This window comes from Bacteroidota bacterium, from assembly GCA_025059945.1.
Lineage (GTDB): Bacteria > Bacteroidota > Rhodothermia > JANXDC01 > JANXDC01 > JANXDC01.
The window spans coordinates 277,678-301,109 of the sequence record JANXDC010000004.1; the positions used below are offsets into that span (position 1 = coordinate 277,678).

Below are 23,432 nucleotides of genomic sequence, written 5' to 3' on the forward strand. Positions count from 1 at the left end.
GCCCTCCCACGGACTGGACGCAAAGTAATTAAGCGGCCGATACGAAGCAATTTTAGGTTTTCTGGGGCTTTTTGCGCGCAGCCGGAAACAGGATGTTGTTCAGAATCAGCCGATATCCGGGTGAGTTCTTGTGCAAGGCCAGGTCCGTTGGCGGGTCTCCCACGAAATGCTGATAATCCTCCGGGTCATGTCCCCCGTAGAAGGTGAACGTGCCCTTTCCGTAGTTGCCGTGCAGGTAGCGGACCTCCTCGCGCCCCGGCGCCTCGGCCAAGATGACCACGGACTCCTTGATGAGGGATTTCCGAAAGTTCGTCGTCTGCCCCATAAAGCCCTTGATCACGCTTGTGTGGTTTTGGGTGAGCATCGTGGGCACGGGGTCGTGTTTAGCGGAAAACTCGAAGAGCACGAAATAGTCCAGAAGCGGGTTCTGAAGGGTAGGCGGCGGCTGCACGTCGATGTTGGAGTGCTCCGTCTCGTACGGATTCAGGCTCACGCGGAAGCCGTGGAAGGCGAGCGTGCGGCTGAAGTCGAGCTTTTCCTGCGCATCGGCCGTAACGGGCGTGCCGTCCAGCTCCGGAGGCACGATATCGATGCCCTCGGCGGCAAGGGCGATATCGAGGGTTTCGGTCGCCGTGCACATGGCGAACAAAAATCCCCCTTGGGCCACGTATTCCTTGATGGCGCGCGCGACGGCTTTTTTGAGCTCAGAGACCGTCGAAAAGCCCAGCTTGCGGGCCATCTCCATCTGGTCGCGTTGCTGCCGAACAAACCAAGGCATGTGCCGATACAGAGCCCAGAAGCGGCTGTACTGGCCCGTGAAGTCCTCGTGGTGCAAATGCAGCCAGTCGTATTCGGAGAGCTTGCCTTGCAATACCTCCTCATCCCAGATCTTGTCATAGGGCACCTCGGCGTAGGTCAAGGCGAGCGTGACGGCATCGTCCCAGGGCAGCGAATGCGGCGGGGTGTAGACGGCGATCTTGGGGGCTTTTTCGAGCCGAACGGCGTCCATGTTGGAGTCTTCGCTCATGATCTGGCTCAGGATCTGGGCCGCCTGGGCGGCCGATAGCTTCTCGTAGAAGACGCCTCGAACGCGCAGCTCCCGCTCCAGCGCCGCAAAGTCCTCGGTCAGAAACGAGCCGCCCCGATAGTTGAGAAGCCAGTCCACGTCCACCCCTTGGGCCAGCACCCAGTAGGCGACGCCGTAGGCCTTTAGGTGATCCGTCTGTCGCTCGTCCATGGGGATGAGGATTTTCTGCGCCTCTGTCCAATCGGGAACCGCAAGCAACAGCGCACAGAGCCATCGGATCATAACGCCTCTCCTCGCAGCCGCCGTATGCGGGATCGCGCCTCGTCGCCGAAAACACTTTGGGGATATCGTTCCAGCAGCGTCTCATAGGCCCGCAGGGCCTGCGTCGGATCGCGCAACACCTCCTCGTAAAGCTGCCCCAGCGCAAGCCAGGCTCGCTCGGCTTGAAAGGAGTGCGCGAAACGTTCCGTTACCAGCCGATACGTGGCCACCAGACGCTCCCAGTTTCGGGTGCGACGGTAAACCTCGGCCTGCAGCATATAGAACGCATCCATCAGGGGGTTGAGCTCCGGGCTCGCCTGGGCCTGGGCGATCGCCTCTAGGGCTTCCCGGTAGCGGCGTTGGGCTACAAGCAGGGCCGCCTGTGCGTAGCGGCGCAAGGGCTCGGAGGCGGACGAAGAGTCAGGGCCACGGTTTTCCTGGATAAGCACCTTGAGCGCGATCGCGTCGTTGGCGATGTCGCGATCGGTGCTCTGGGAGAGCACATCGGCTAGCCCCAAGGCGCTTTCGAAGGCGCCTTGGTAGAAATCCAGCCAGGCCAGCTGCAGCCGGGCCTGATCGTAGAGTTCGCCCTCCTGGGCCCGTGCGGTGAGCCGGATAAAGCGCAGCCGGGCCTGTTCGAGGTTGCCCTCTTCGAGCGCAAGCTGACCCAGTTCGTAAAGGGCGCCGAGCACCTGCTCGGGCTCAGCTTGAGAGCTCTCCAGGACCCGCTCCAGGTATCCTCGCGAGGCGGAGAGGTCCCGGAACACCTCCCGATATAACCGGCCCAGGCGCAGCCAGATCTCCCCCGAAGAGACCGGATCGGCGCTCTGCCGTGCGTAGGTTTCGTAGTGCAGCAGAGCGGCCCGATATTGCGCGCTGTCCCCGCTTGCTGTGGCTAGGCGCTCGTAGATCTCCCCCAGCCGCAAGCTGGCAAGCCGGACTAGGCTCGTGTTGGCCGATTGCCGGCTGAGCTCCTCATAGGCCTGTCGGGCGGCCTCCCAGGCCTGGGCGGCGTAGGCCTGTTCGGCGAAGCGAAAAAGCAGCTGCCCTCCGGCGTTTTCGAGTCGATCCAGGGCCCGTATCGCGCGGTAGGCCTCCTCGTAACGCCCCGTTTCCAGATACAGCCAAGCCAAAAGCTCCCGATAGACGCGCAGCAGCGGTTCGCGCTGCACCCCGCGCTCCACAAGCCGGATTATCTGGGGCGCGAGCGTGGAATCCTCCAGCATCCGGCCCAGCCGGGCCCGCACAAAGCCCAACTGCTGGGGTTCAGCCTGAAGGTGCGCCAGGTACTCCTGCACGGCCGCCTCGTACTGGCCCGTGGCGCTGTAGAGCATGGCCAGATCCAAGGCGAAAAGCGTGGGGTTGTTGAGCCTTCGTCGGCCCTCTAGAAGAGTGCGCGCGGCTTCTTCGGGCAGCCGGTTGTTGAATTGCGAGTAGTAGACGATCCGATACACTTGGGGCTGCATGGGGGCGATCTCAAGGGCCCGGTTCCAGGACCGCAGCGCCTCCTCCCGTCGCCCCTGGGCTAGCTGTACGGAGGCGAGATCGCACCACAGCGTGGGGTTGTCCGGCTGTCGGGCCAGCTGATCGCGCACCAGCCGCTCGGCTTCCCCGTAGCGCTTCAGGGCCGTGTAGGCCTCCCGGAGTTTGTCGTAAAAGACGTACGAACCGGGATCGGACCGGTACAAATCCTCCAGAATCGGCAAAGCCCGCTCAACCTGCCCGGATCGCAGATAGGAGTCGGCCAGACGAAAACGGGCGATTCGCCCATCCGAAGGCGCCTCTTGGGCTTTGCTCAGATCGGCTCCGAGCAGCATGAGCGCTAGGGCCCAGCAGACAAGCAGAGGCCGCATGCCGTAAAGAAACGGGCTTCCGTGAGCCCGGGCAAGCTCTGCGGTGAGCCCTATGTAAAGGAGGTGCGATTTTCCGAGCAGGCCCGGTTGCACGTTTGCCTTGGCGATCCGTTGTTTACCGCTGTGTCCTGAAGGCAGGGAGGAATACGGCATGCTATCGCGCAGGCAATTTCTGGGCCGCACAGTGGGCTGGACCGGTCTGGCCGTGGCCGCATTGCGCGAAGATGGGCTGGCGCGGATTCTAGAGGCCTCAGGCGGCCTGGATCCCCATCGGTCGCCGGAGGAGGTGGCCCGCGATGAGGACTTCTGGGCCGAGGTCCAGCAGGCCTTCGCTGTGGACCGAACCCTGATCAACCTCAACAACGGCGGGGTATGCCCGAGTCCGCGCATGGTGCATGAGGCCCTGAAGCAATATTTAGACTACTCCAACCTGGCGCCGGTTCTGCACATGTGGCGCCATCTTGAGCCCCGCATCGAGTCCGTGCGCGCGGCCTTGGCGCGGCACTTCGGCTGCGATCCCGAGGAGCTGGCCATCACCCGAAACGCGAGCGAAGCGCTGGAGATCGCGCAGCTGGGTGTCGACCTTAAACCGGGCGATGAGGTCATTACGACCACGCAGGACTATCCGCGTATGCTCACAACCTGGGACCAGCGGGCGCGCCGGGACCGGATCGCGGTGCGCAAGATCACCTTTCCCGTGCCCTTGCTGGAGCCCCAGGAGTTTGTGCGGCGCATTGAAGCCGCCATCACCCCGCGGACGCGGATCCTACACATCTGCCACGTGATCAACATCACGGGCCAGATCCTGCCCGTGCGCGAGGTCTGCCGTCTGGCGCATCAATACGGCCTAGAGGTGATCGTGGACGGGGCGCACGCCTTTGCCCACTTTCCCTTCACTGTGGCGGATCTGGACTGCGACTACTACGGCACCAGCCTGCACAAATGGCTGTGCGCTCCGATCGGCACGGGGTTTTTGTACGTGCGCCGGGAGAAAATCCCGCGCCTTTGGCCGCTTATGGGGGCGCCAGCGGACATGACGGCCAACATCCGCAAATTCGAGGAGATTGGCACGCACCCGGCGGCCCCCCACAACGCCATCGCCGAGGCGCTGGCCTTTCATGAGGCCATTGGGGTGGAGCGCAAGGCGGCCCGTTTGCGCTACCTGAACCGGCGCTGGGCCGAGCGCGTGCGCGCCTACGAACGGGTTCGCTTCCTTACCAACCTCGATGATCCGGGGCAATGGTGTGGGCTGCTTGTGGTGGACGTCCAGGGGGTGGATCCAGTCAAGCTGGCCGATTGGCTCCTGGAGCGCCATCGGATCATCGTGACCCCGATCGTGCATCCGGAGTTTCAAGGTATCCGGGTGACGCCCAACGTATACACGCGTCTTTCGGAGATCGACTACTTCGCGGACGTTCTGGAGCGCGTTGTGCAGGGTCAGGTGCCCGGGGTCGCGGCCCATTAACGCAAGCCCGCTCTGCGTCCGGCCTCCTCGAGTACGGCCCGAAACATAGAGGCCGTCAGACGGCCGGTCTGCGTGTTCTGACGCGATACGTGATAGCTTCCAACTAGCCAACGGCGGTCCGGAAGTTCGTAGACGGCGCCGTGCGCAAAGGGATGCCGATGCGGCGAAAGCCCGTAGTGGCGCAGGAGGGCCTCATGGGCGATCCGACCTAAAGCTACGTACGCCCTTAGCTGAGGCAGCAGCGCAAGCTCCTGACGCGTCCACTCCGCGCAGCGCAGGATCTCGCGCCGCTCAGGCCGGTTCTGAGGGGGCGCGCAGCGCACAGCAGCCGTCACGTAAACCCCCCGTAACAGCAGGCCATCACCCCGAGCCCGGGACGTGGGCTGGCTGGCCCAGCCCAGCTCGAAGAGGGCTCGGTATAAGAAGTCCCCTGAGGCGTCTCCCGTGAACATGCGCCCGGTGCGGTTGGCCCCGTGCGCGCCAGGGGCGAGCCCGAAAATGAGCAGCCGCGCCTCCGGATCTCCGAAGCCCGGAACGGGCCGAGCCCAATAGTCCCAATCCCGGTAGGCGGTGCGCTTGCTCCGGCCGATCGCCTCCCGCCAAGCGACCAAACGCGGACAGGCGCGGCAGGTGATGAGCTCAGCGTACAGCGCATCGAGGGCGCAGGCCATCTTCAGGGGCGCTCCTGGCGACCCGGACCCCAGACGATCCGGCCCGGTCGGGCGCCCGTGTGACGCCCCTGCCAGAGCACGGGCTCTCCGTTGACGAAGACGTATAGCACACCATCGGAGAGTTGATGCGGATCCTCGAAGGTGGCCCGGTCGCGGATTCGGACGGGGTCGAAGATCACGATGTCCGCGTAAAGGCCCTCCCGAAGCAGACCCCGGTCGCGGATCTGCAGCCGGTTGGCCACGGCGGAAGTCATCTTGCGGATGGCCTCCTCTAGGCTCAGTAGGCCCTCCTGGCGCACGTAGCGGCCCAGGATGCGCGGATAGGTCCCATAAGCGCGCGGATGCACAGGTCCGCGAGCCGTGGCGGGATCAAAGCCGCCCGCATCGGTGCCGATTTTAATCCAGGGCTGCCCGAGGGCGAGCTTTAGGTTCTCCTCGCTCATGAGGAAATAGACCGAGGCGATCGGTTGGCCCTCGGCCAAAAGCAAGTCCATGACCACCTCGATCCAATCCTTGCCCAGTTCGGAGGCCACCTCCGATAGCCTCCGGCCGATGAAGCGCTGATGTTCAGACCGCCTAAGACCTAACAGGAGCACCCCTTCGGGGGTGGCCAGTTCGCAGAGGTTCTCCCACGTTGAGCTGGGGCGTTCGATCTCAGCCCGGATGCGGCGACGCATCTCCGGATCGCGCAGGTTGTCGAAGAGCCTCCCCTCAGCCGCCGCCCAAGGCGGCAGACAGGCGCTGAGCCCCGTGCCGCCGGCTGTATAAGGATACACGTTGGCCGCCACGTCGAGCCCGGCCCGGCGCGCCGAATCGATGTGGGCCACGGCCAGCGCGGCCTTGTGCCAGTTGCGCACGCCGGCGGCTTTCAGATGGTAGATCTCCACCGGCACCCCGGCTTCGCGGCCGATGCGCAGCGCCTCATCCAGGGCCTCCAGGAGCCGGTCGGCCTCGGAGCGCAGGTGCGTGATGTAGATCCCTCCGAAGGGCGCTATTTCCCGACAGAGGGCGATCAACTCCTCCGTGGAGGCGAAGCTGCCCGGTGGGTAAATCAGGGCCGAGGCCAGTCCGAAGGCGCCATCCTGCATGGCGCGGCGCACTAGGGCGCGCATGCTGTCGAGCTCCTCCGGCGTGGCCGGCCCCATGGAGAGGCCTTTGACGTACTGGCGCACGGTGCTCGCCCCCAGAAACGAGCCCACGTTGACAGATAGTCCGCGCGCCTGCAGGTATTCCAACCAGGCGCGAAATCCACGAGGGCCCTGAAAGCGCTCCAGAAGGGGCCGATCTGCTGGGTCGGCCGTGCGGAGGATCTGCTCGTTTACAGGGGCGTCCGTCCAGCCTTCTCCGAGGATTTCCGTAGTCACCCCTTGGGTGACCTTGCTTAAGACGCGGCCGTCGCCGCGCAGAAAGGCCTCACGGGAATGGCTCTGGATATCGATAAAGCCCGGGGCCACGACAAGACCAGGCACCGCTAGCCGCCTGCGCGCCGGGGCCTGATCCAGCATGCCCGGCGGGGCTATGCGCGCGATCCGATCTCCCCGGATCGCCAAGTCGCCATAAAACCACGGGTTTCCCGTGCCGTCTACGATCCGTCCCCCCGTGATGACCCAATCGTAGGGCGCTTCAGATCCGGCGGGGCGCAGGCTGGCGCAGCCGGCAAAAAGGGCGCAAAGGACACCCAGGGCTCGGCCTGTGCGCATGAATCGCCTCCTCCTGGAAGGATCGACGGGAAAAAATCGACACAAGCCCCGTAAAAGGCAAAGCCCTCTCGGAAGAGTCTATTCCGGCGGGTTCTCGGCTTGACAGGCTTTCGGCCGGCATCCTACCTTTGCGGGCCGGCTTATCGGGGCGTGGCGCAGCCTGGTAGCGCATCTGCTTTGGGAGCAGAGGGTCGCTGGTTCAAATCCAGTCGCCCCGACGGCCTCTAACCCATAAACAGGAGCGCCCGTAGCTCAACCGGATAGAGCAGCGGCCTTCTAAGCCGCGGGTTGCAGGTTCAAGTCCTGCCGGGCGCGCCTGGACGTCGTGGTGACCGTAGCTCAGCCGGTTAGAGCACCAGGTTGTGGCCCTGGGGGTCGGGGGTTCGAATCCCCTCGGTCACCCGTCCAAGGTGGCGCGTTCGTCTAGGGGTTAGGACACGGCCCTTTCAAGGCCGGAGCACGGGTTCGAATCCCGTACGCGCTACGGAAGCGCCCATCCGAAGATGGGCGCTTTTTGTTTTGCGTTTTGGGCCTGTTTGTAACGCAAAAGAGCTCTTGGCGATCTTAATACTCGGTTAACTGCAAGTCCAGCTGGAACATGGAAGAGAAATGTCGCGAACATATCGCCATTTTTGAGTGGCTCTCCCCGGAAGAGCGGGAGCGGGTGCGCCGCTTTGTGGAGGAGCATCCCGAGTGGCAAGAGGAATTTGCGATCTATCGGCGTCTGTACCGCTTGCTGCGTCCTGAGGCTCCTCCGGAGGTGCGCGATGCGGCGGAGCTGGTGATCCCGTCTCCGGCGCGTTTCGTTAACCCCATTCCGCCGGTCCGTCCTCCTCTGGCCTGGATTCGACGCGCTGGGCCGTGGGTCGCCGCGGCAGCGCTTTGGTTCGGTATGCTCTACGGGGGATTGTGGTGGTACGGCCAGAGCAGCCGTTCGGCGTGGTTGCGTTTGGCTGAAGTGCCCTCTGGGGCGGTTTCTCCGGCGCTGCTTGTGTTGCGGGATTCCGGGCCCGGGCTGAAAGATTCGGCGCGGACGCTTTTAGCCGAGGGGATTGGCGAGCTTCAGGGGGCCCGGCGCACGTATTGGGGCTTGTTTCCGCATTTTGACTTACGACGCGTAGAGCGCGCCATAGCGCTTCTGGAGTCCGTGCGACGGGAGCGCGATCTCTCCAGCTGGGAGGGGGTGGAGGCGCGGTACTTTCTGGTCAAGGCCCATCTGATGCGCCGCGACTATGCGAGCGCGCGCGCCCTGCTGGGTGAGCTTCTCGGGGCCGAACACGGCCGCCTTGCGGAGGCCCGTCGTCTGCTAGAGGGCCTTCAGGCCTTGGAGGACGCCCCGTAGGCGAGGCGTTCCAGTTCCCGCTGGCGGCGGTGGGCGACCACGGATGAGATCCCGATGCTCGTCTCATAAAGCGCCACCAGGGGCACGGCCAGCAACGTCTGCGTAAACGGATCCGGAGAGGGCGTTAGCACGCCCGATAGAATCAAGATGGCCACGTAGGCATGCCGGCGGAAGCGGCGCATCAGCTGCGGCGATAGCAGACCGATTTTAGACAGGAAGTAGGCCAAAACGGGCATTTCGAACAGCAAGCCGCTGGCTATGACCAACATGGCCATCATGCCGAAGTACGTATTGATGTCGATGATGTTTTGCACCTGCGGATCGATCTGAAAGCGGGCGAAAAACCGGGTGGCCGCGGGCATCAGCACAAGGTATCCGAACGCAGCCCCGAGCAGAAAGCACAGGGAGACGAAGCCTACGGCCCAGCGCATGGCGCGGCGTTCGTGCGGATACAGGCCCGGCTTGATGAAGGCCCAAAGCTGATAGATCAGGACCGGCGATCCCAGGATCGCCCCCAAAAGCAAGATCGTGCCCCAATATGTGACGAACTGTCCGGGCAGTCGGCGGTTCTGCAGGGCCAGGTCCACCCCCTCAAGGCCCAGCAACCGGTACATGAAGAAGTCCGCCCGCGCCGGCCCAAGCAGGATATGATGCATCACCCAGTCGGCGAAAAGCGCCACCAGCACAACCCCTGCGAGCAGGCCGGAAAGTCCCTTAATGAGCCGCCAGCGAAGCTCCTCCAGATGATCCCAAAAGGACATCTCCGCAGACGGCTCCTCAAAAGCGGAGGGTCGGCTGCGGGCCGGCTCTTCGGTTCGGCCTACGATAAGGGGTTCCATGGTTACGGATGGGTTGCTGTCATCTCTAGGGGATCTCCGACTGAGACGAAGTCATAAAGCGGAAACCGCTCGCAGAGCGCCACCACCTCTTGGCGCACTCGCTTTAAGACCGTTTCGTTTTCAGGATTGGAAAGCACCTCGTGGATGAGATCCGCTACGTAGCGAATCTCCGCCTCTCGAAGACCTCGGGTCGTCACGGCCGGAGTGCCGATTCGGATGCCGCTCGTCACCAGGGGGCTTTGGGTATCGAAGGGCACCATGTTCTTGTTGACCGTGATGCCGGCCCGCTCCAGGGCCTCCTCAGCCTGTTTGCCCGTAAGGCCCTGCGGGCGCAGATCCACGAGCACCAGGTGGTTGTCCGTGCCCCCGCTTACGAGCTTGTAGCCGTGCTCAAGAAGCCGTTCGGCCAAGGCCTGTGCGTTGCGGATAACCTGGCGGGCATATGCGACGAAGCTGGGTTGCAGGGCTTCGCCGAAGGCCACGGCCTTGCCCAAGATGACATGCATAAGCGGGCCGCCTTGGATGCCCGGAAAGACCGAGCTATCGAAGAGCTCGCTCATGCGCTTGGGCCGACCTGATTTGGGCGCGACGATCCCGAAGGGGTTTTCGAAGTCCCGGCCCATAAGGAGCATGCCGCCTCGGGGGCCGCGCAGCGTTTTGTGCGTCGTGGTGGAGACCACATGGCAGTGCGGCAGGGGGTCGTTGAGCAGCTTGGCCGCGATAAGGCCCGCCGTGTGGGCCATATCCATCCACAGAAAAGCGCCCACTTCGTCGGCGATTTCCCGGAAGGCCGCGTAATCGAAATCGCGCGGATAGGCGCTGGCCCCGATCGAGATGAGCTTGGGACGGATCCGGCGTGCTTTCTCGCGCACCTCGTTCATGTCGATGCGGCCCGTCTCCGGGTGCACCCCGTAGTACTCGGCCCGATACAGGATGCCGGAGAAGTTCACGGGGCTGCCGTGGGTGAGATGGCCCCCGTGGGCAAGGTTAAGGCCCAAAAACACGTCCCCGGGTTTGAGCAAGGTCAGGTAGACCGCTGCGTTGGCCTGGGCTCCGGAATGGGGCTGCACGTTTACCCATTCGGCCCCGAAGAGCTGTTTGGCGCGCTCCTGAGCCAGGCGTTCGGCCTCATCGACGAACTGGCATCCGCCGTAATACCGGCGTCCGGGTAGCCCCTCGGCGTATTTGTTCGTGAGCGCCGAGCCCATGGCCTCCAAAACGGCCCGGCTGACGAAGTTCTCGGAGGCGATGAGCTCCAAAACCGTGTTTTGCCGTTCCACTTCGCGGCTCAGTATCCGATAAGCCTCTGGGTCCTGAAGACGCAGTGGGGTTCGCATGCGGGGCTCTCCTATCGACCGGTGAGCGCGTGTACTTTTTCGATGCGGCGCGCATGCCGGCCGCCTTCGAAGGCGGCCTCCAACCAAGCGCGCGCGATCGCGATCGCCTCCTCGTCTGTGATGAAGCGAGCAGGCAAGCAGAGGATATTGGCGTTGTTGTGCGCGCGGGCCAACCGGGCTAGCTCCGGGTTCCAGGCCAGAGCCGCCCGGATGCCGGGGACCTTGTTGGCCGTCATGCAGACGCCGTTTCCGGTGCCGCAGAGCAGAATGCCCGCTTCGGCTTCACCGCGGGCCACGCCTTCGGCCACGGCCACGGCGTAGTCCGGATAGTCGGTCGCCTCCGGGCTGTGGGTGCCCAAGTCCTCCACGTCCCAGCCCGACTCGATCAGGTGGCGCACAAGCGCCTGCTTGCGGGCGTAGCCTGCGTGATCGGATCCGATGAGCAGCTTCATCGTCCCGGAGCCTTCTGCTTTTCGTAAAGCCCTCCGTTGGAGAGAGCCCAAATTAGGACGTTTACGCCGAAACGCAGGGCCTCCAGGCGCTTCTCCGGGGGGTTATTGTGCACCTCCGGATCGGCCCAGCCGTCGGAGGGGTTGGATTCGTACGTGTAGAGCACCACCAAGCGGCCGTTGTGGAAGATGCCGAAGGCCTGAGGGGGTTTGCCGTCGTGCTCATGAATCTTCGGCACCCCTTTCGGAAAGGAGAAGTGGGCATGAAAAAGCCCATAATCGAAGGGCAGCTCCAGAAGCTCTTTATCGGGGAAGATGCGCGCGATCTCGCGCCGAAAGGCGCGATCCATGCCGTAGTCGTCGTCCGCATACAGAAAGCCCCCGTTCTCCAAGTACAGCCGCAGACGGCGGACCTCCTCGTCGCTGAAGCGGATGTTCCCGTGTCCGGTCATGAAGATCCACGGGTAGGAGAAGAGGTTATCGCTAGAAGCCTCCACGACGTCGGGTCTGGGATGCAGATCCAATAGCGTATGCTCTCGGGCAAAGCGAATCAGGTTGGGCAGGGCCGACGGGTCGTTATACCAATCTCCGCCCCCGCCGTACTTGAGCCGGGCCAGCTTGATGCTCCCCTCTTGGGCCAAGGCGGCTCCGGAGGCCGCTAGCCAGACGGCTATAAGCAGGCTGCAGCGCATCGCGTTTGTGTCTTGGCGAAATAACCAGATAGTTTGCCAGCGCAGTCAGTTTATACCGTTTGAAAGTACGGGAAGTTCGTCATGGGGAGCAAAGCGCTATGGGCGGCCTTGTTCGTGGGGGCCGCCTGCTGGGGCAGCGCCGACCGGGTTTTTTGGTCGGAGCGGCTTGTGGGCACCTTCTCGATGGTCGCCCTTGACCCCGAAACGGGCGATCTGGGCGTGGTGGTGCAGTCCAAGTTCCCGAACGTGCGGCCCATAGTGCCCTGGGCCGAGGCCGGTGTGGGAGCGGTGGCCACGCAGTCGTATGCGCGTCTGGACTACGCCCGGCGCGGTTTGGCGCTCATGCGCCAGGGCGCGACGGCCGAGGAGGCCCTGCGCATCTGCCTGCGCGAGGATCCCCATCCGGAGCTGCGCCAGGTGGGCATGGTGGATGCCCGGGGCAACGCCGCCTCCTGGACGGGGTCGGCCTGCTTCGACTGGGCCGGATCAAACGCTGGAGGCAACGTGGGGGCGAAGGGGCGGCTCGTGGTGGGCCGGTTTTTTGCAGCTCAAGGCAACATCCTGGCCGGTCCCGAGGTCGTAGCGGCCATGGTGCGCGCTTTCGAGGAGAGACGCGGTCCCTTGGCCGAGCGCCTCCTGGCGGCCCTCGTGGCGGGCGGGCAGGCCGGAGGGGATCAACGCGGCGAGCAATCGGCCGCGCTCTTGGTCGTGCGCCAGGGGGCCGGCTACGATGGACTGGACAACTACATCGACATCTCCGTCTACGACCATCCGAGCCCGATCCAGGAGCTTGTGCGCCTGTATCGGCTGCATCAGCTCTACTTTAGCCGCTCCAGGCCCGAGGATCTTATCCCGATCACCCCCGATATCGCGCGGGAGCTGCAGCAGATTTGGCGGGCGCGCGGTTTTTACAGCGGCCCGATCAACGGCCGGGTCGATACGCTCTTTCAGCGGATCTTGATCGACTTTATGGGCTGGGAAAACTACGATATGCGCATAGAGGAGGTGCAGCGCGTAAACCTCTTGCGAGGAGATACGCTCAAGATCGACCGCGTGGTGCTAGAGGACATCCGCCGCACGTTTCGCGAGGGGCGCTGGCGGCCGCGGACCCGCTAAGGCGGAACCTTTGGGGGGCCGAAGCGGGTTCCGATACGAAAAACGATGAAGCTACGCGGCTTATCGCGAATCGTATTGCGGGCCAACAGGCTCCCCGAAACCGAAAACTTCTATCGGGACATCTTGGGGCTACCTGTGCGCTATCGCATCGGCCGCGACGGGGTGGTATTGGCCGTGGGGCCAGATGAACTAGTCCTGCGCCAGGCCGAGGCGGGTTTGTCTTCGGAGGCCCCAGATCCGCGGCTAGCGCACTTCGGATTCGACCTCCCTCATCCGGAGGACGTTGACCGATGGGCGAAGCGTTTTCGAGAAGCCGGTGTCCCGATCCTGTGGGGGCCGTTTTGGCGCGCGGGCAGGCGCGTGCTCTTTATCCTGGACCCCGATGGCAACCGCATCGAGCTATCCGCTCCGGGGGAGCAGGCGGAGCTCCAAGGACAAATCCAAGGCCGGGGCCGAATGCGTTAGCGCCCCCACGGAAATATAGTCGACGCCGGTCTCGGCGATCGCGCGCACGTTCTCCAGCGTGACGTTTCCGGAGGCCTCCGTTTCCAGGCGCCCGGCAACGCGCGCCACCGCCTCGCGCAAGCCTTCTGGATCCATATTGTCCAGCAGGATGCGATGAACCCCCCCTAGGTGCAGGATACGATCCACCTCCTCTAGGGTGCGGGCTTCAACCGTTATGAACGGTTCCAGGCCGTGGGCGCGCAGGTATTCGCGGCAACGATATAGAGCCGCCTCCAAGCCGCCGGCTGCGGCGATGTGGTTGTTCTTGATGAGCACCTGATCGTATAGGCCCATGCGATGGTTTTCGCCGCCTCCGAGCCGAACGGCCCATTTGTCGGCCCAGCGCAGTCCGGGCGCGGTTTTGCGCGTGTCCAGGATGCGCGCCTTCGTGCCCAAGACGGCCTCCACGAAGGCGCGGGTGCGGGTGGCGATCCCGCTCATGCGCTGTAGGAAGTTAAGCGCCGTACGTTCAGCGGCAAGCAGGCTGCGGGCGGGACCCCGGACGAAGCCGAAAGCCGTGCCGGCCTCTATGCGCGCCCCGTCGGAGACGGTCCAATGGACCCGCACACTGGGGTCGAGCCGATGGAAGACGCGTTCGGCCACCATCAACCCGGCCACGACGCCGGAGGACTTGGCCCAAAACGTTCCTTCGGCTTGCGCGGTGTCCGGAACCGTGGCCAGGCTGGTTAGGTCGCCGGAGCCCAGATCCTCCCGAAGCGCGGCCTCGATTGCCGGCTCTACGCGGGCCAGCCATTGGGTTGAGCTCATAGGGGTCTTTGAGGGCGAGCGGCGTATCGCCTCATGGCGCTGCGGACGGCCTCTATGGCCTCCTGAGGCCCGAGGAAATCCTGAACCAGCACCTCTTTTTGTTCCAGTTTCTTGTAGTCCTCAAAAAAGCGCCGCAGCTCGGCCAGCCGGTGCGGGGGTAGCTGCTCGATATGTTGATAGATTTGGTACTCCGGATCGTCCAAGTGCACCCCGATGATTTTTTCGTCCGGTTGCCCCTGATCGAGCATGGTCATCATGCCGATGGGCCGTACGCGCAAAATCGCCAAAGGGTAGACGGGCTCCTGCATGAGCACAAGCACATCCAGGGGATCGCCGTCCTCTCCGAGGGTTTGGGGGATGAAGCCGTAGTTGGCCGGATATACCACCGAGGAGTACAGTACCCGATCCACACGCAGCAGGCCCGTTTCTTTATCGAGTTCGTATTTAACTTTGGCGCCCTTTGGGATTTCGATAACGGCCTGAAAGAGCTCCGGGGCCTGGGGTCCTATCGAAATATGATGCCAGGGGTGTCGCATCAGGATCGCACAGCTTTCTGCCAAAGTTCGCGTACAAACCGAGGGGCCGGTATGGGGCGGTCTCGGCTCCTATCCACAAAGCAGAGCACCACGTATCCCGTGGCCAGCGCCGTAGAGGGCTCCTCAAGGCGATAAACCGTGTACTCAAAGCGTATGCGGACTCCTGGGGGATCGGGCGTGCGCACCTGGATCTCGAGCAGGTCATCGTAATAGGCCGGCCTGTGATAGCGAACGGCCGCCTCCACGACCGGCATCGCGATGCCGGAGGCTTCAAGCTGCTTGTAGGATATCCCCCAACTGCGAACCATCTCTGTACGCGCGGCCTCAAACCAGTCCAGGTAGTGCGTATGATAGGCCACGCCCATGGGGTCGCATTCCCGGTATCGCACGCGGTGTCGGTATCGATACGGCTCCATTTTGCGCGGCCGATTTCGCCCCTATAGGTAGGTTTCGATCCAGGCCCCCATGCGGCTGTACTTTTCTAGCCGCTCCTCAACGAGCACCTCCGGCGGTTTGGGCAGGAGCTCTTCAAGCGCTTCCTCGATGGCCTGGCTTAGGAGGCGGGCGGCCTCCTGGGGGTCCCGATGCGCCCCGCCTAGGGGCTCGGGCACCACCCGGTCCACGATGCCCAGCTCGAAGAGGTCTTGGGCCGTGAGCTTGAGCGCCTCGGCTGCTTGCTCTTTGTAGTCCCAGCTCCGCCACAGGATGGCCGAACAAGACTCGGGCGCGATCACGGAGTACCAGGCGTTTTCCTGCATGAGGATTCGGTCTCCGACCCCGATTCCCAAGGCCCCCCCAGATCCGCCTTCGCCGATGACGGCCACGACGATGGGCACGGGAAGCCGGGACATCTCAAACAGATTGCGCGCGATGGCCTCGGCCTGCCCCCGTTCCTCGGCCTCTAGCCCGGGGTAGGCGCCAGGCGTGTCCAGGAAGGTGATGATAGGCTTGCCGAACTTGGCCGCAAGCCGCATCAAGCGCAGAGCCTTTCGGTATCCCTCGGGGTTAGGCATGCCGAAGCGACGGTGTTGTCGATCCTTGACGTTGCGACCCTTTTGGTGGCCGACGAAGAGCACCGTGCGGCCGTTGAATTTGGCCAGCCCGCCCACGATGGCCGGATCGTCGGCGAAGGCCCGGTCGCCGTGCAGCTCCACAAACCCCGTGCTCATCAGGTGGATGTAATCGAGCGTGTAGGGCCGGTCCGGATGTCGGGCCAGTTGCACCCGCTGCCAACGGGTGAGGTTGCGGTAGATGCGCTCGCGCAGCTCCTGTACGCGCTGCTCTAGCCGATCGATTTCCGCGGTCAGGTCGGAGCCGGTTGATTCGGCCAGCAAGCGCATTTCGCGGATCTTTTCCTCCAGCTCCGCGATGGGGCGTTCAAAGTCCAGGTAGTGCATCAGCAAACCTCCCGTAGCTCGGCAAGCGCGGCCGGCTCTGGTTGCCTATAGCGGGTTTGCGGCCCCACTAGGAGTTTAAGCAGCAGCTCCAGATCCAGCAGTACCGTGTACAGACGCGCGTACTGTAGGTTGTAGCGATGCGCTTGTTGGGCGCCGATCGGCTGAGGTATCCAGCCCATCGCCTCTAACACGGTGAAGACCCCTGGCGAAATAGCGGGCAGATCCGGGGAGGCGGGTTCGGCGTATCCGATCCAGGTGCGTTTTCCGCGCCACACCAGAGGCCAGGCCTGCCAGAGCCGACGCAAGATAGCGCGCCGATCGGCTCGGGCCCAAGCATAAAGCAGGGGGGCCAGGCCTATCCACCCGAGGGCCCAGGCCAGATCAAAGAGCCGCTTGGCCCAGCGCTGGTAGGGCCGCGATAGGTTGAGCTGGATCTCGATGCTGGGCAACTCGCCAAGCAGGTCCACCCGGGCTTTGCCGATGATAAAATCCCGATCCCGGGGGATGATGCGGGCCTGCACGGGCAGGTCCTGCACTTGGCGCAACAGGTGCAGGATGTCGGCGTGCGTGAGCTGATCGGTTGTAAACAGCAGATCGTCTACGTCCAGCAGCCGCACCAGCTCCCGCAGCTGCCGGGTGTGCCCGTGCACGGGCAGGTCCTCAGGAGGCGGGTCCGGGCCGTGGTGCACGTATCCGATCGGAACATAAGGCAGGTGAGCCTGGCGTTCCAGTTCGCCGCCTACGCGGCGCGCCTCCGGGCCTGTGCCCACGATGAGCGCGCGCCGATGGGCCGGTCCGGGCCGAAGCCGCCCCTCGTGGACGAGGTACCAGATGATGCGCCAGCCCGCGCTCAAGGCCGTGCCCAATATCCAGGTCAGCGCCACCACGCCGCGCGAGAAGGCGATCGACTTGGCGAAGAAGGAGATCGTCGCCACGGCCATCAGGCCCAGCCCGATGCCGGCCGGCAGGGCCCGCCATCGGTCCCGGTTGCGTCCATAGGCCCCCGCCAGGGCCAGGCCCGCCAGACACAGGGCGGTGTATCCGGGCAGGATGAGGCTGAAGAAAAAATCCGGCCTTCGTTTTCCCCGCGCCTCCAGCCACAGGAGCTCAGCTAGGAGCACGCTCAGGGCCAGGGCCAGGGCGTCGAACAAGACGGGCCGCAGGCGCTTCAGCGCGCGCCCCAGCAGCGACAGGCCCGCATGGGCGTAGATGCCCATCTGAATGAGGCGCTCAAAAAGCGGGTTGTATTGTCCGGCGAAATGTTTGTGCGCGAAGGCGAGCATGGCCCCGTAGAAGAGCTTTACGTAGGCCAGGTCGCTTTTTTTGGTGCTCTCGCCCTTGTAGTGGACGATCTGGGTCCAGGGCACGTAGTAGATCTTCCAGCCCGCCTGCTGGATGCGGTAGCACCAATCCAGGTCCTCTCCGTACATGAAGAAGGACTCATCCAGCAGGCCCACCTGTTCGATCGCCTCCCGCCGCACGAACATAAAAGAGCCGGACAGGGCGTCGATTTCGGCCACCTCATCTTCGGGCAGGTAGCTGAGGTTGTAGCGGCCGAAGCGGCGGCTGCGCGGAAACAGCCGGCTCAGGCCCACCATCCTATAGAAGGCCGTGGCCGGGGTCGGAAAAGCGCGTCGGGACTCCGGAGCGAGCCGGCCTTCAGGGGTGAGGATCTTGCATCCGGCCGCTCCGGCCTCTGGATGGGCCTCCATGAAGGCGAGCATCTGCCGCAGCGTGTCCTCCTGCAACAGCGTATCGGGGTTGAGCAGGAGCACGTAGCGGCCGCGCGCAAGCCGAATGGCCTGGTTGTTGGCCCGGGCGAAGCCCACGTTTTCGGCATTTTCCAAAAGCTGCACTCCAGGGAAACGCTCGCGCACCATGCGCGCGGTGCCGTCTACGGAGCTGTTGTCCACCACGAAAACCTCGACGGCGAGCCCCTCGGCGGCGCGCTCCAGCGAGTGCAGGGCCTGCTCCAGAAACCGGCGGACGTTGTACGTGACGATGATGACGCTGATGTCGGGCCTTGGGCTCATGCGAGAGTTCTGGTGCGCTCCTCTAGCTCCACAAGCTCTAGATCCCGCAGCCGGCCCTCCTGCAGGCGAAAGCGCATAACCGTCAGCTTCTGATGAGGGCCCTCCCGGCCGCAGGCGCCGGGGTTGAGCACAAGCGTTCGGCCCCATCGGCCCGCGTAGGGCACATGGCTATGGCCGCAGATAAAAACGTCCGGCTGTGTGCGCTCCAGGCGATCCCGAATTCCTTGAGGCCATCGCGGGGGAACGCCTCCGATGTGTGTCATGAGCAGGTGCACGCCCTCCCAGGTTTCCTCCAGCCACTCAGGCAGCATCCGCCGCAGGGTCCAATCGTCCACGTTGCCCCACACGGCCCGTACAGGGGCTATAGACTCCAGCTCCCAGAGCACCTCCGGACGCCCTACATCTCCGGCGTGCAGCAAGAAATCTACCCCTTGGAACACCTCGCCGAGGCGCGGGTGTACGTACCCGTGGGTATCGGAAAGCAGGCCTACGTATAGGGACATGCGCCGGACAAATTGAGAAGGCTTTTCGGATCTGCGCAAATGAGAAACGCTTCTTTTTCCCAAGTATGTTTGCGGTGGACAGCAGGGGAGGAACGATGACGCTCGCCTTAGAACAGCTGCGTCGGGAGTATCGGCAGGCCGCCTTGGAGGAGGACAAGCTCGATCCCGATCCGATCCGCCAACTGGAGCGCTGGCTTGAGGAGGCCATACGCGCCCGGGTGCCGGAGCCGAACGCCATGGCTTTGGCTACGGCCACGCCAGAAGGCCGGCCTTCGGTCCGCATGGTGTTGCTTAAGGGCCTGGATGCGCGGGGGCTTGTCTTCTATACGAACCTAGAAAGCCGCAAAGCCCGGGAATTGTTTCAGAACCCCTGGGCCGCGCTCTTGTTCTGGTGGCCGGAGCTTGAGCGCCAGGTGCGCGTCGAGGGCGCGGTGGAGCCCGTCTCGGATGAGGAGGCCGATGCGTACTTTCGGAGCCGCCCCCGAGCCAGCCGCATTGGGGCCTGGGCTTCGCCCCAGAGCCGGCCCCTGGAGAGCCGCTCAGCGCTCCTGCGCCGCGTCATCAAAACGATCGCCCGGTTTCCTATCGGCCACATCCCCCGGCCCCCGTTTTGGGGGGGGTTTCGGGTACAAGTCCAGTCCGTGGAGTTCTGGCAGGGCCGGCCCAGCCGGTTACATGACCGGATCCTATATCGGCGCAACGCCGACGGCTCTTGGACGCGCCAGCGCCTGGCTCCGTAGGGTTGCGCGGCCCAAGCGGAACTTTGCAAGTTTTGAGCGCCTTCGCGGGGTGTTTGCCTTGAAAACGCCGCTGCTATTGGCCACCCGAAACCGGGGCAAACGCGCGGAGCTAGAGGCCCTCTTGCGCGAGGCTGGGCTTGCGGTTTCGGTGCTCACGCTGGAGGATTTTCCCGGACTGCCCCCCGTCGAGGAGGACGGCCGAACGCTCGAGGAGAACGCGCGCAAAAAGGCCGAGCACGCCTACGCGCACACGGGGATTCCGGCGCTGGCCGACGATTCGGGACTGGAGGTCGAGGCCCTAAACGGGGAGCCCGGGGTGCGATCGGCCCGCTTTGCCGGCCCCAACGCCACGGACGCCGACAACAACGCGCTTCTGCTGGCACGTCTTGCGGGTATTGGCCATCGCCGGGCGCGTTTCCGCTGCGTGCTCGCCTACGCAGACGGTTTGGGTGTGCGCCTTTACGAGGGCTGCTGCGCGGGGCGCATCGCGGAGGCCGGCCGCGGAGAGCACGGTTTTGGGTATGATCCCCTATTTGTGCCCGACGGCTTTGAGCAGACCTTCGCCGAGCTTGAGCCGCAGCTCAAAAACCGCATCAGCCACCGAGGCCGCGCCTTTGAGGCCTTTTTAGCCGACCTCCGGCGTCGGCTCGCCGCATCCACCGGGGAGCGTCGCTGATGCCGTGGCTCCGCTCTCAATATCCCGTCGCCTTCCTCGCCTTGCTCGCCCTGTGGGCTCTGGTGCAGCTTTTGGACCCCGCCTGGGAGGCCTTTGAGGAGGAGACGCTTGAGTGGCGTTATCAGGTCCGGGGTCCGCGGCCGGCCGCCTCGGAGCTCGCAATGGTATATATCGACGAGGCCGTGTTGGGCCAGCTGGGCGACGGTATGCGCTTACGCCGGAGCGCGTACCTACTCCTGCTGGAGGCCCTGCGCGCGCACGGGGTGCGCGCGATCGGTTTCGCCTTTACGCTTTCGGATCCTTCGCTCCTCTTTCCGGAAGACGATCGGGAGTTGGCCGCGGCCATGGCCGAGCGGCGCGATGTGGTCTTGGCCGCCTACTTCCGCAACCTCAAGACCGTCCCCCTTGGCCTGCCGCGGGGGGATACGCTCATCCGGCCCCTGCCTCTTTTTGAGCGCGCTGCGGCCGCCGTGGGGTTTTCGAATCTGGGGCAAGATCGCTATCACCTGCCCGTGGCTGCCCGATACGGGCGCGACACGGTCTGGGCCTTCGCTACCGCACTCGTGGCCCGGTACTGGGGGGTGGATCCCGGCAGAATCCGCATTCGGGGCGCGGAGCTGGAGATCGGGCCCGGGCGTCGGATCCGTGTAGACCGAAACGATCGGCTCAACCTACCCGGGGCTTTTCGGGACCTGCCGATCGTATCCTATCAAGAGCTCGTCGGTTCTTATGAGTACATGCGCCAGACCGGGCAAGTCCGCGAGGCCCCCTTGTATGGGGTGCTGCACGACAAGGCCGTGATTGTCGGATACGTGGCCGACGTGCTCAGCCCGGTGCTTGAGACCCCCTATGACCCGGCCTTCCCGCAGGTGGCGCTGAACCTGGTCTTGGCCAGCAACCTGATGCGCAACGACTTTCTGCGCTATCCGGCCGGATGGGTTTCGGGCCTGCTGGCCCTTGCGCTGGCTTTTGCGCTGCTGTATGCGCTGCTGGAGCTGCGCGTGGGGGTGGCGATCGGGACGGTTTTCGTTGTCATCGGAGGTTACCTGGCCTTGGCCGCTTTGCTGTTCGTGCTGGCCAACATCTGGGTGCCCCTGGTGGAGCCCCTGGTGCTGGGGCTGTTGGCTTTTCTCATCGGGGGCAGCATCCGGCTCGGGCAAGAGAGCGAGCGCGCGCTTCTTTCCGAGCAAAAGCGTCGCAGCATCGAGATCGAGCTGCGCAAGCGCGAGCAGCTGTTGGCTCAGGTCCGATCCGAGCTGCAGGCTCGGCAGGCCGACGAGGAGGCCTTCCCAGTGGCCGAGGAGGCCCCTGTGGAGGGCTTCCCCGAGATCGTGCGCGCCCCCACAAGCCCGCTTAACCGGGTCCTGCGCCTGGTTGAGAAGGTCGCTCCCACGGACGCCACCGTGCTCGTGCAGGGGGAATCGGGCACGGGCAAAGAGCTTATCGCGCGTGCCATCCATGAGCACAGCGCGCGCCGGGATCGGCCCTTTGTGGCCGTTAACTGCGGGGCGCTGCATGAGCAGCTGCTGGAAAGCGAACTCTTCGGACACCGCCGGGGCGCCTTTACGGGCGCGGTGGCCGACAAACCGGGCCGGTTCGAGTTGGCCGACGGAGGCACGATCTTTCTGGATGAGATCACGGAGACCAGCGAGGCCTTTCAGGTGAAGCTCTTGCGCGTGCTTCAGGAGGGTACTTTCGAGCGCGTCGGGGATACGCAGACGCGCCGCGTAAACGTGCGCGTGATCGCCGCCACAAACAAGGACATCGAGCGGCTTGTGCAGCAGAGCAAATTCCGCGAGGACCTCTACTACCGACTGAACGTGTTCCTGATCAAGCTGCCGCCTCTGCGGGAGCGGCCGGAGGACATACCGCTACTGGCGGTCCGCTTCGCCGAGGGCCTGGAGATCTCGGCGCAGGCCATGGAGCGGCTTTTGGCTTACTCATGGCCCGGCAACGTGCGAGAGCTGGAAAACACAATCCGCAGGGCCGTCATCTTGGCCCGCGCCGAGGGGCGCACACGCATCCAGGCTCGGGATCTGCCGGAGCAGATCGCAGGTCAACCGGAAGAGGACTTGGAGGAGCGCATTCTGGAGGGGCTGCGTCGCCGCCAGTTCGCCCATAGCGCCCTGACTCAAGTGGCGCAAGAGTTGGGGCTGCACCGCAGAACCGTATCTGACCATTTGCGCGGCCTCTGTCTGCGCGCCTACTGCGAGCAGGGCTTCGCGATAGAGCGCGCAGCGCGGGCTTTGGCCGGTACAGAGGATCCGGAGGTGATCGCGCGCGTAGCCGAAAAGATCCGAGAGCACCTGGAGGCGCTCCGAGAGCGTCCGGATCCGGTTTTGCGGCGGCTGCCGCGTCGGTACCACTTCTACGTGGAGCAGGCCCTGGAGGCGATGCGTTCATGAACGCGCCCTTGGAAGAGGTAGCCCTGCTTGCCTTATGCCGCGTGCCCGGCATCGGACCGGCGCGCGTCCGCCGGCTCGTGAGCGCCTTCGGCTCGCCTTCCGGGGTTTGGCAGGCCACGGAACGGGACCTGGAGCGCATCGAGGGTATCGGCCCGAGCTTGGCTCGGGCGATTCTCGCCTGCCGCGATTGGGACTTCGGCCGACGGCAGCTGGACATGGCGGCGCAGATGGGGGTGCGTTTCCTGCCGTTCTGGGATCCCGCCTATCCGGAGCGGTTGCGATTCTGGGAGGAAGCCCCGCCGTTCTTGTTCCTGCGGGGTGAACTTCGGCCCGAGGACGGCGACGCCGTAGCGATTGTGGGCACGCGCAAGCCCACCACCTACGGCATCCGTATGGCCGAGGAGCTGGCGGCGGAGCTCGCCCAAAGGGGGCTGACGATCGTAAGCGGGCTGGCCTATGGGATCGACGCCGCCGCGCACCGGGCCGCGCTGCGAGCCGGCGGTCGCACGCTGGCCGTCTTGGGCAGCGGCGTAAACGTCATATATCCGGCTGCGCACCTGCAGTTGGCGCGCGAAATCGCGGCTCAAGGGGCGTTATTGTCAGAGTTTCCCCTAGGCATCCGGCCTGAGGCTGCGCATTTTCCGCAGCGCAACCGCACCATCGCAGCCTTGAGCCTGGGTGTGATCGTGGTGGAGTCCGCCGAAAACGGCGGGGGCATGATCACGGCCTGGTGGGCGCTGGAGCTCAATCGCGAGGTGTTCGCCGTGCCCAATGCGGCTCACGTGCCCCAGGGGCGCGGCCCAAACAGGCTGATTCAGCGGGGGCAGGCCAAGCTGGTGCTCGCAGCCGAGGACGTGCTCGAGGAGATCGAGGCCCTTCTGCAACATCGCCCCCCGACAGTGCAGGCTGAGGACGCAGGTTCCGAAAAAACGCCCCTTAAGGCGCACGCCGACCTGTACGCCCTCATCCCCAATCAGGAGCCCGTCTCCCTAGATTGGCTTGTGGAGCAAACCGGGCGCTCGGCTCCGGAGCTGCTTGCGGCTCTTTTGGAACTGGAGTGCCTGGGCCTGGTGCGGCAGTTTCCGGGCAAGCGCTTCCAGCGGGCCCGATAGGCTCCT

Annotated in this window: 21 protein-coding genes, 4 tRNA genes and 2 pseudogenes; 13 read left to right on the forward strand and 14 right to left on the reverse strand. The window is 64.3% G+C overall.

Annotated elements, in window-relative coordinates:
• Positions 1-52: 52 nt before the first annotated feature.
• Positions 53-1,309: an asparagine synthetase B gene (locus tag NZ993_03165; protein ID MCS7154796.1), complete on the reverse strand. Its 1,257-nt coding sequence runs from the start codon at positions 1,307-1,309 to the stop codon at positions 53-55.
• Positions 1,306-3,141, reverse strand: coding sequence for a tetratricopeptide repeat protein (locus tag NZ993_03170; protein MCS7154797.1), 1,836 nt, complete (start codon positions 3,139-3,141; stop codon positions 1,306-1,308). Before NZ993_03170 ends, NZ993_03165 begins: the two co-directional genes overlap by 4 nt.
• Before the next feature lie 151 nt (positions 3,142-3,292).
• On the opposite strand from NZ993_03170, the gene NZ993_03175 reads away from it, so the two are divergent.
• Positions 3,293-4,606: an aminotransferase class V-fold PLP-dependent enzyme gene (locus NZ993_03175; GenBank protein MCS7154798.1), complete on the forward strand. Its 1,314-nt coding sequence runs from the start codon at positions 3,293-3,295 to the stop codon at positions 4,604-4,606.
• Here the strand turns inward: NZ993_03175 and NZ993_03180 are convergent.
• Both NZ993_03180 and NZ993_03185 read right to left on the reverse strand, forming a co-directional pair.
• Positions 4,603-5,277, reverse strand: a complete 675-nt coding sequence (locus NZ993_03180; GenBank protein ID MCS7154799.1) for a uracil-DNA glycosylase — start codon at positions 5,275-5,277, stop codon at positions 4,603-4,605. The genes NZ993_03175 and NZ993_03180 overlap by 4 nt on opposite strands.
• Positions 5,278-5,279: 2 nt before the next feature.
• On the reverse strand, positions 5,280-6,977 hold the full coding sequence (locus NZ993_03185; protein ID MCS7154800.1) for a D-aminoacylase: 1,698 nt from the start codon (positions 6,975-6,977) through the stop codon (positions 5,280-5,282).
• A 144-nt stretch (positions 6,978-7,121) separates the two neighbouring features.
• Between NZ993_03185 and NZ993_03190 the strand changes: the two genes are divergently transcribed.
• The 5 genes from NZ993_03190 to NZ993_03210 all read left to right on the forward strand — a co-directional run bounded on the left by NZ993_03190 (position 7,122) and on the right by NZ993_03210 (position 8,319).
• A tRNA-Pro gene (locus tag NZ993_03190) sits at positions 7,122-7,195 on the forward strand.
• A gap of 23 nt (positions 7,196-7,218) precedes the next feature.
• Positions 7,219-7,292: transfer RNA gene (locus NZ993_03195), tRNA-Arg, on the forward strand.
• Between the two features lie 13 nt (positions 7,293-7,305).
• Positions 7,306-7,379: transfer RNA gene (locus NZ993_03200), tRNA-His, on the forward strand.
• A gap of 10 nt (positions 7,380-7,389) precedes the next feature.
• A tRNA-Glu gene (locus tag NZ993_03205) sits at positions 7,390-7,461 on the forward strand.
• Between the two features lie 114 nt (positions 7,462-7,575).
• Positions 7,576-8,319, forward strand: a complete 744-nt coding sequence (locus NZ993_03210) for a hypothetical protein (GenBank protein ID MCS7154801.1) — start codon at positions 7,576-7,578, stop codon at positions 8,317-8,319.
• Here the strand turns inward: NZ993_03210 and tatC are convergent.
• Genes tatC through NZ993_03230 form a run of 4 tightly spaced genes read right to left on the reverse strand, consistent with a single transcriptional unit; the run spans position 8,295 to position 11,636 of the window.
• Positions 8,295-9,158 (reverse strand): twin-arginine translocase subunit TatC, encoded by an 864-nt coding sequence (tatC, locus tag NZ993_03215; GenBank protein MCS7154802.1) that lies wholly within the window; start codon positions 9,156-9,158, stop codon positions 8,295-8,297. The genes NZ993_03210 and tatC overlap by 25 nt on opposite strands.
• Positions 9,159-9,160: 2 nt before the next feature.
• On the reverse strand, positions 9,161-10,495 hold the full coding sequence (locus tag NZ993_03220; GenBank protein ID MCS7154803.1) for a serine hydroxymethyltransferase: 1,335 nt from the start codon (positions 10,493-10,495) through the stop codon (positions 9,161-9,163).
• An 11-nt stretch (positions 10,496-10,506) separates the two neighbouring features.
• On the reverse strand, positions 10,507-10,947 hold the full coding sequence (rpiB, locus tag NZ993_03225; protein ID MCS7154804.1) for a ribose 5-phosphate isomerase B: 441 nt from the start codon (positions 10,945-10,947) through the stop codon (positions 10,507-10,509).
• Positions 10,944-11,636 carry a DUF4159 domain-containing protein gene (locus NZ993_03230; protein MCS7154805.1) on the reverse strand — a complete coding sequence of 231 codons (693 nt, stop codon included), beginning with the start codon at positions 11,634-11,636 and terminating at the stop codon, positions 10,944-10,946. The genes rpiB and NZ993_03230 overlap by 4 nt, the downstream gene beginning before the upstream one ends.
• 81 nt (positions 11,637-11,717) lie before the next feature.
• On the opposite strand from NZ993_03230, the gene NZ993_03235 reads away from it, so the two are divergent.
• Together NZ993_03235 and NZ993_03240 are read left to right on the forward strand one after the other, a co-directional pair.
• The gene (locus NZ993_03235; protein ID MCS7154806.1) at positions 11,718-12,752 is read left to right on the forward strand and encodes a DUF1028 domain-containing protein; all 1,035 of its coding nucleotides are present in this window, start codon (positions 11,718-11,720) and stop codon (positions 12,750-12,752) included.
• A 45-nt stretch (positions 12,753-12,797) separates the two neighbouring features.
• The gene (locus tag NZ993_03240; GenBank protein ID MCS7154807.1) at positions 12,798-13,217 is read left to right on the forward strand and encodes a VOC family protein; all 420 of its coding nucleotides are present in this window, start codon (positions 12,798-12,800) and stop codon (positions 13,215-13,217) included.
• Here the strand turns inward: NZ993_03240 and nadC are convergent.
• From nadC to NZ993_03270, 6 genes are read right to left on the reverse strand one after another with little or no spacing between them, the layout of a single operon-like run.
• Entirely contained in the window at positions 13,152-14,024 is an 873-nt protein-coding gene (nadC, locus tag NZ993_03245; GenBank protein ID MCS7154808.1) for a carboxylating nicotinate-nucleotide diphosphorylase, read from the reverse strand. The two genes, NZ993_03240 and nadC, sit on opposite strands and share 66 nt — an antisense overlap.
• The gene (locus tag NZ993_03250; protein MCS7154809.1) at positions 14,021-14,560 is read right to left on the reverse strand and encodes an inorganic diphosphatase; all 540 of its coding nucleotides are present in this window, start codon (positions 14,558-14,560) and stop codon (positions 14,021-14,023) included. The genes nadC and NZ993_03250 overlap by 4 nt, the downstream gene beginning before the upstream one ends.
• On the reverse strand, positions 14,560-14,976 hold the full coding sequence (locus NZ993_03255) for an acyl-CoA thioesterase (GenBank protein MCS7154810.1): 417 nt from the start codon (positions 14,974-14,976) through the stop codon (positions 14,560-14,562). The genes NZ993_03250 and NZ993_03255 overlap by 1 nt, the downstream gene beginning before the upstream one ends.
• 21 nt (positions 14,977-14,997) lie before the next feature.
• Complete coding sequence (locus tag NZ993_03260; protein ID MCS7154811.1) at positions 14,998-15,957, reverse strand: acetyl-CoA carboxylase carboxyltransferase subunit alpha; 960 nt, start codon at positions 15,955-15,957, stop codon at positions 14,998-15,000.
• Positions 15,957-17,990 (reverse strand): glycosyltransferase, encoded by a 2,034-nt coding sequence (locus NZ993_03265; protein ID MCS7154812.1) that lies wholly within the window; start codon positions 17,988-17,990, stop codon positions 15,957-15,959. The genes NZ993_03260 and NZ993_03265 overlap by 1 nt, the downstream gene beginning before the upstream one ends.
• On the reverse strand, positions 17,987-18,493 hold the full coding sequence (locus tag NZ993_03270; protein ID MCS7154813.1) for a metallophosphatase family protein: 507 nt from the start codon (positions 18,491-18,493) through the stop codon (positions 17,987-17,989). Before NZ993_03270 ends, NZ993_03265 begins: the two co-directional genes overlap by 4 nt.
• Positions 18,494-18,588: 95 nt before the next feature.
• On the opposite strand from NZ993_03270, the gene pdxH reads away from it, so the two are divergent.
• The 5 genes and pseudogenes from pdxH to dprA all read left to right on the forward strand — a co-directional run bounded on the left by pdxH (position 18,589) and on the right by dprA (position 23,426).
• The gene (gene pdxH / locus NZ993_03275) at positions 18,589-19,233 is read left to right on the forward strand and encodes a pyridoxamine 5'-phosphate oxidase (protein MCS7154814.1); all 645 of its coding nucleotides are present in this window, start codon (positions 18,589-18,591) and stop codon (positions 19,231-19,233) included.
• Positions 19,234-19,291: 58 nt separating this feature from the next.
• The gene (gene rdgB, locus NZ993_03280) at positions 19,292-19,909 is read left to right on the forward strand and encodes an RdgB/HAM1 family non-canonical purine NTP pyrophosphatase (protein ID MCS7154815.1); all 618 of its coding nucleotides are present in this window, start codon (positions 19,292-19,294) and stop codon (positions 19,907-19,909) included.
• A pseudogene (locus NZ993_03285) lies at positions 19,909-20,826 on the forward strand (CHASE2 domain-containing protein). The gene rdgB and the pseudogene NZ993_03285 overlap by 1 nt, the downstream one beginning before the upstream one ends.
• 429 nt (positions 20,827-21,255) lie before the next feature.
• A pseudogene (locus NZ993_03290) lies at positions 21,256-21,909 on the forward strand (sigma 54-interacting transcriptional regulator).
• Positions 21,910-22,310: 401 nt separating this feature from the next.
• Positions 22,311-23,426 (forward strand): DNA-processing protein DprA, encoded by a 1,116-nt coding sequence (dprA, locus tag NZ993_03295; protein MCS7154816.1) that lies wholly within the window; start codon positions 22,311-22,313, stop codon positions 23,424-23,426.
• Positions 23,427-23,432 lie beyond the last annotated feature (6 nt).

What these genes read in the sequence shown, in the direction of transcription:
- NZ993_03180 (MCS7154799.1), bottom strand. Translation starts at nt 5,277, where the DNA reads ATGGCCTGCGCCCTCGATGCGCTGTACGCTGAGCTCATCACCTGCCGC.
- NZ993_03165 (MCS7154796.1), bottom strand. Translation starts at nt 1,309, where the DNA reads ATGATCCGATGGCTCTGTGCGCTGTTGCTTGCGGTTCCCGATTGGACA.
- nadC (MCS7154808.1), bottom strand. Translation starts at nt 14,024, where the DNA reads ATGAGCTCAACCCAATGGCTGGCCCGCGTAGAGCCGGCAATCGAGGCC.
- NZ993_03185 (MCS7154800.1), bottom strand. Translation starts at nt 6,977, where the DNA reads ATGCGCACAGGCCGAGCCCTGGGTGTCCTTTGCGCCCTTTTTGCCGGC.
- NZ993_03265 (MCS7154812.1), bottom strand. Translation starts at nt 17,990, where the DNA reads ATGAGCCCAAGGCCCGACATCAGCGTCATCATCGTCACGTACAACGTC.
- NZ993_03240 (MCS7154807.1), top strand. Translation starts at nt 12,798, where the DNA reads ATGAAGCTACGCGGCTTATCGCGAATCGTATTGCGGGCCAACAGGCTC.
- rpiB (MCS7154804.1), bottom strand. Translation starts at nt 10,947, where the DNA reads ATGAAGCTGCTCATCGGATCCGATCACGCAGGCTACGCCCGCAAGCAG.
- pdxH (MCS7154814.1), top strand. Translation starts at nt 18,589, where the DNA reads ATGACGCTCGCCTTAGAACAGCTGCGTCGGGAGTATCGGCAGGCCGCC.
- NZ993_03220 (MCS7154803.1), bottom strand. Translation starts at nt 10,495, where the DNA reads ATGCGAACCCCACTGCGTCTTCAGGACCCAGAGGCTTATCGGATACTG.
- NZ993_03230 (MCS7154805.1), bottom strand. Translation starts at nt 11,636, where the DNA reads ATGCGCTGCAGCCTGCTTATAGCCGTCTGGCTAGCGGCCTCCGGAGCC.
- dprA (MCS7154816.1), top strand. Translation starts at nt 22,311, where the DNA reads ATGAACGCGCCCTTGGAAGAGGTAGCCCTGCTTGCCTTATGCCGCGTG.
- NZ993_03235 (MCS7154806.1), top strand. Translation starts at nt 11,718, where the DNA reads ATGGGGAGCAAAGCGCTATGGGCGGCCTTGTTCGTGGGGGCCGCCTGC.
- NZ993_03170 (MCS7154797.1), bottom strand. Translation starts at nt 3,141, where the DNA reads ATGCGGCCTCTGCTTGTCTGCTGGGCCCTAGCGCTCATGCTGCTCGGA.
- NZ993_03270 (MCS7154813.1), bottom strand. Translation starts at nt 18,493, where the DNA reads ATGTCCCTATACGTAGGCCTGCTTTCCGATACCCACGGGTACGTACAC.
- NZ993_03255 (MCS7154810.1), bottom strand. Translation starts at nt 14,976, where the DNA reads ATGGAGCCGTATCGATACCGACACCGCGTGCGATACCGGGAATGCGAC.
- NZ993_03175 (MCS7154798.1), top strand. Translation starts at nt 3,293, where the DNA reads ATGCTATCGCGCAGGCAATTTCTGGGCCGCACAGTGGGCTGGACCGGT.
- NZ993_03260 (MCS7154811.1), bottom strand. Translation starts at nt 15,957, where the DNA reads ATGCACTACCTGGACTTTGAACGCCCCATCGCGGAGCTGGAGGAAAAG.
- NZ993_03250 (MCS7154809.1), bottom strand. Translation starts at nt 14,560, where the DNA reads ATGCGACACCCCTGGCATCATATTTCGATAGGACCCCAGGCCCCGGAG.
- NZ993_03210 (MCS7154801.1), top strand. Translation starts at nt 7,576, where the DNA reads ATGGAAGAGAAATGTCGCGAACATATCGCCATTTTTGAGTGGCTCTCC.
- tatC (MCS7154802.1), bottom strand. Translation starts at nt 9,158, where the DNA reads ATGGAACCCCTTATCGTAGGCCGAACCGAAGAGCCGGCCCGCAGCCGA.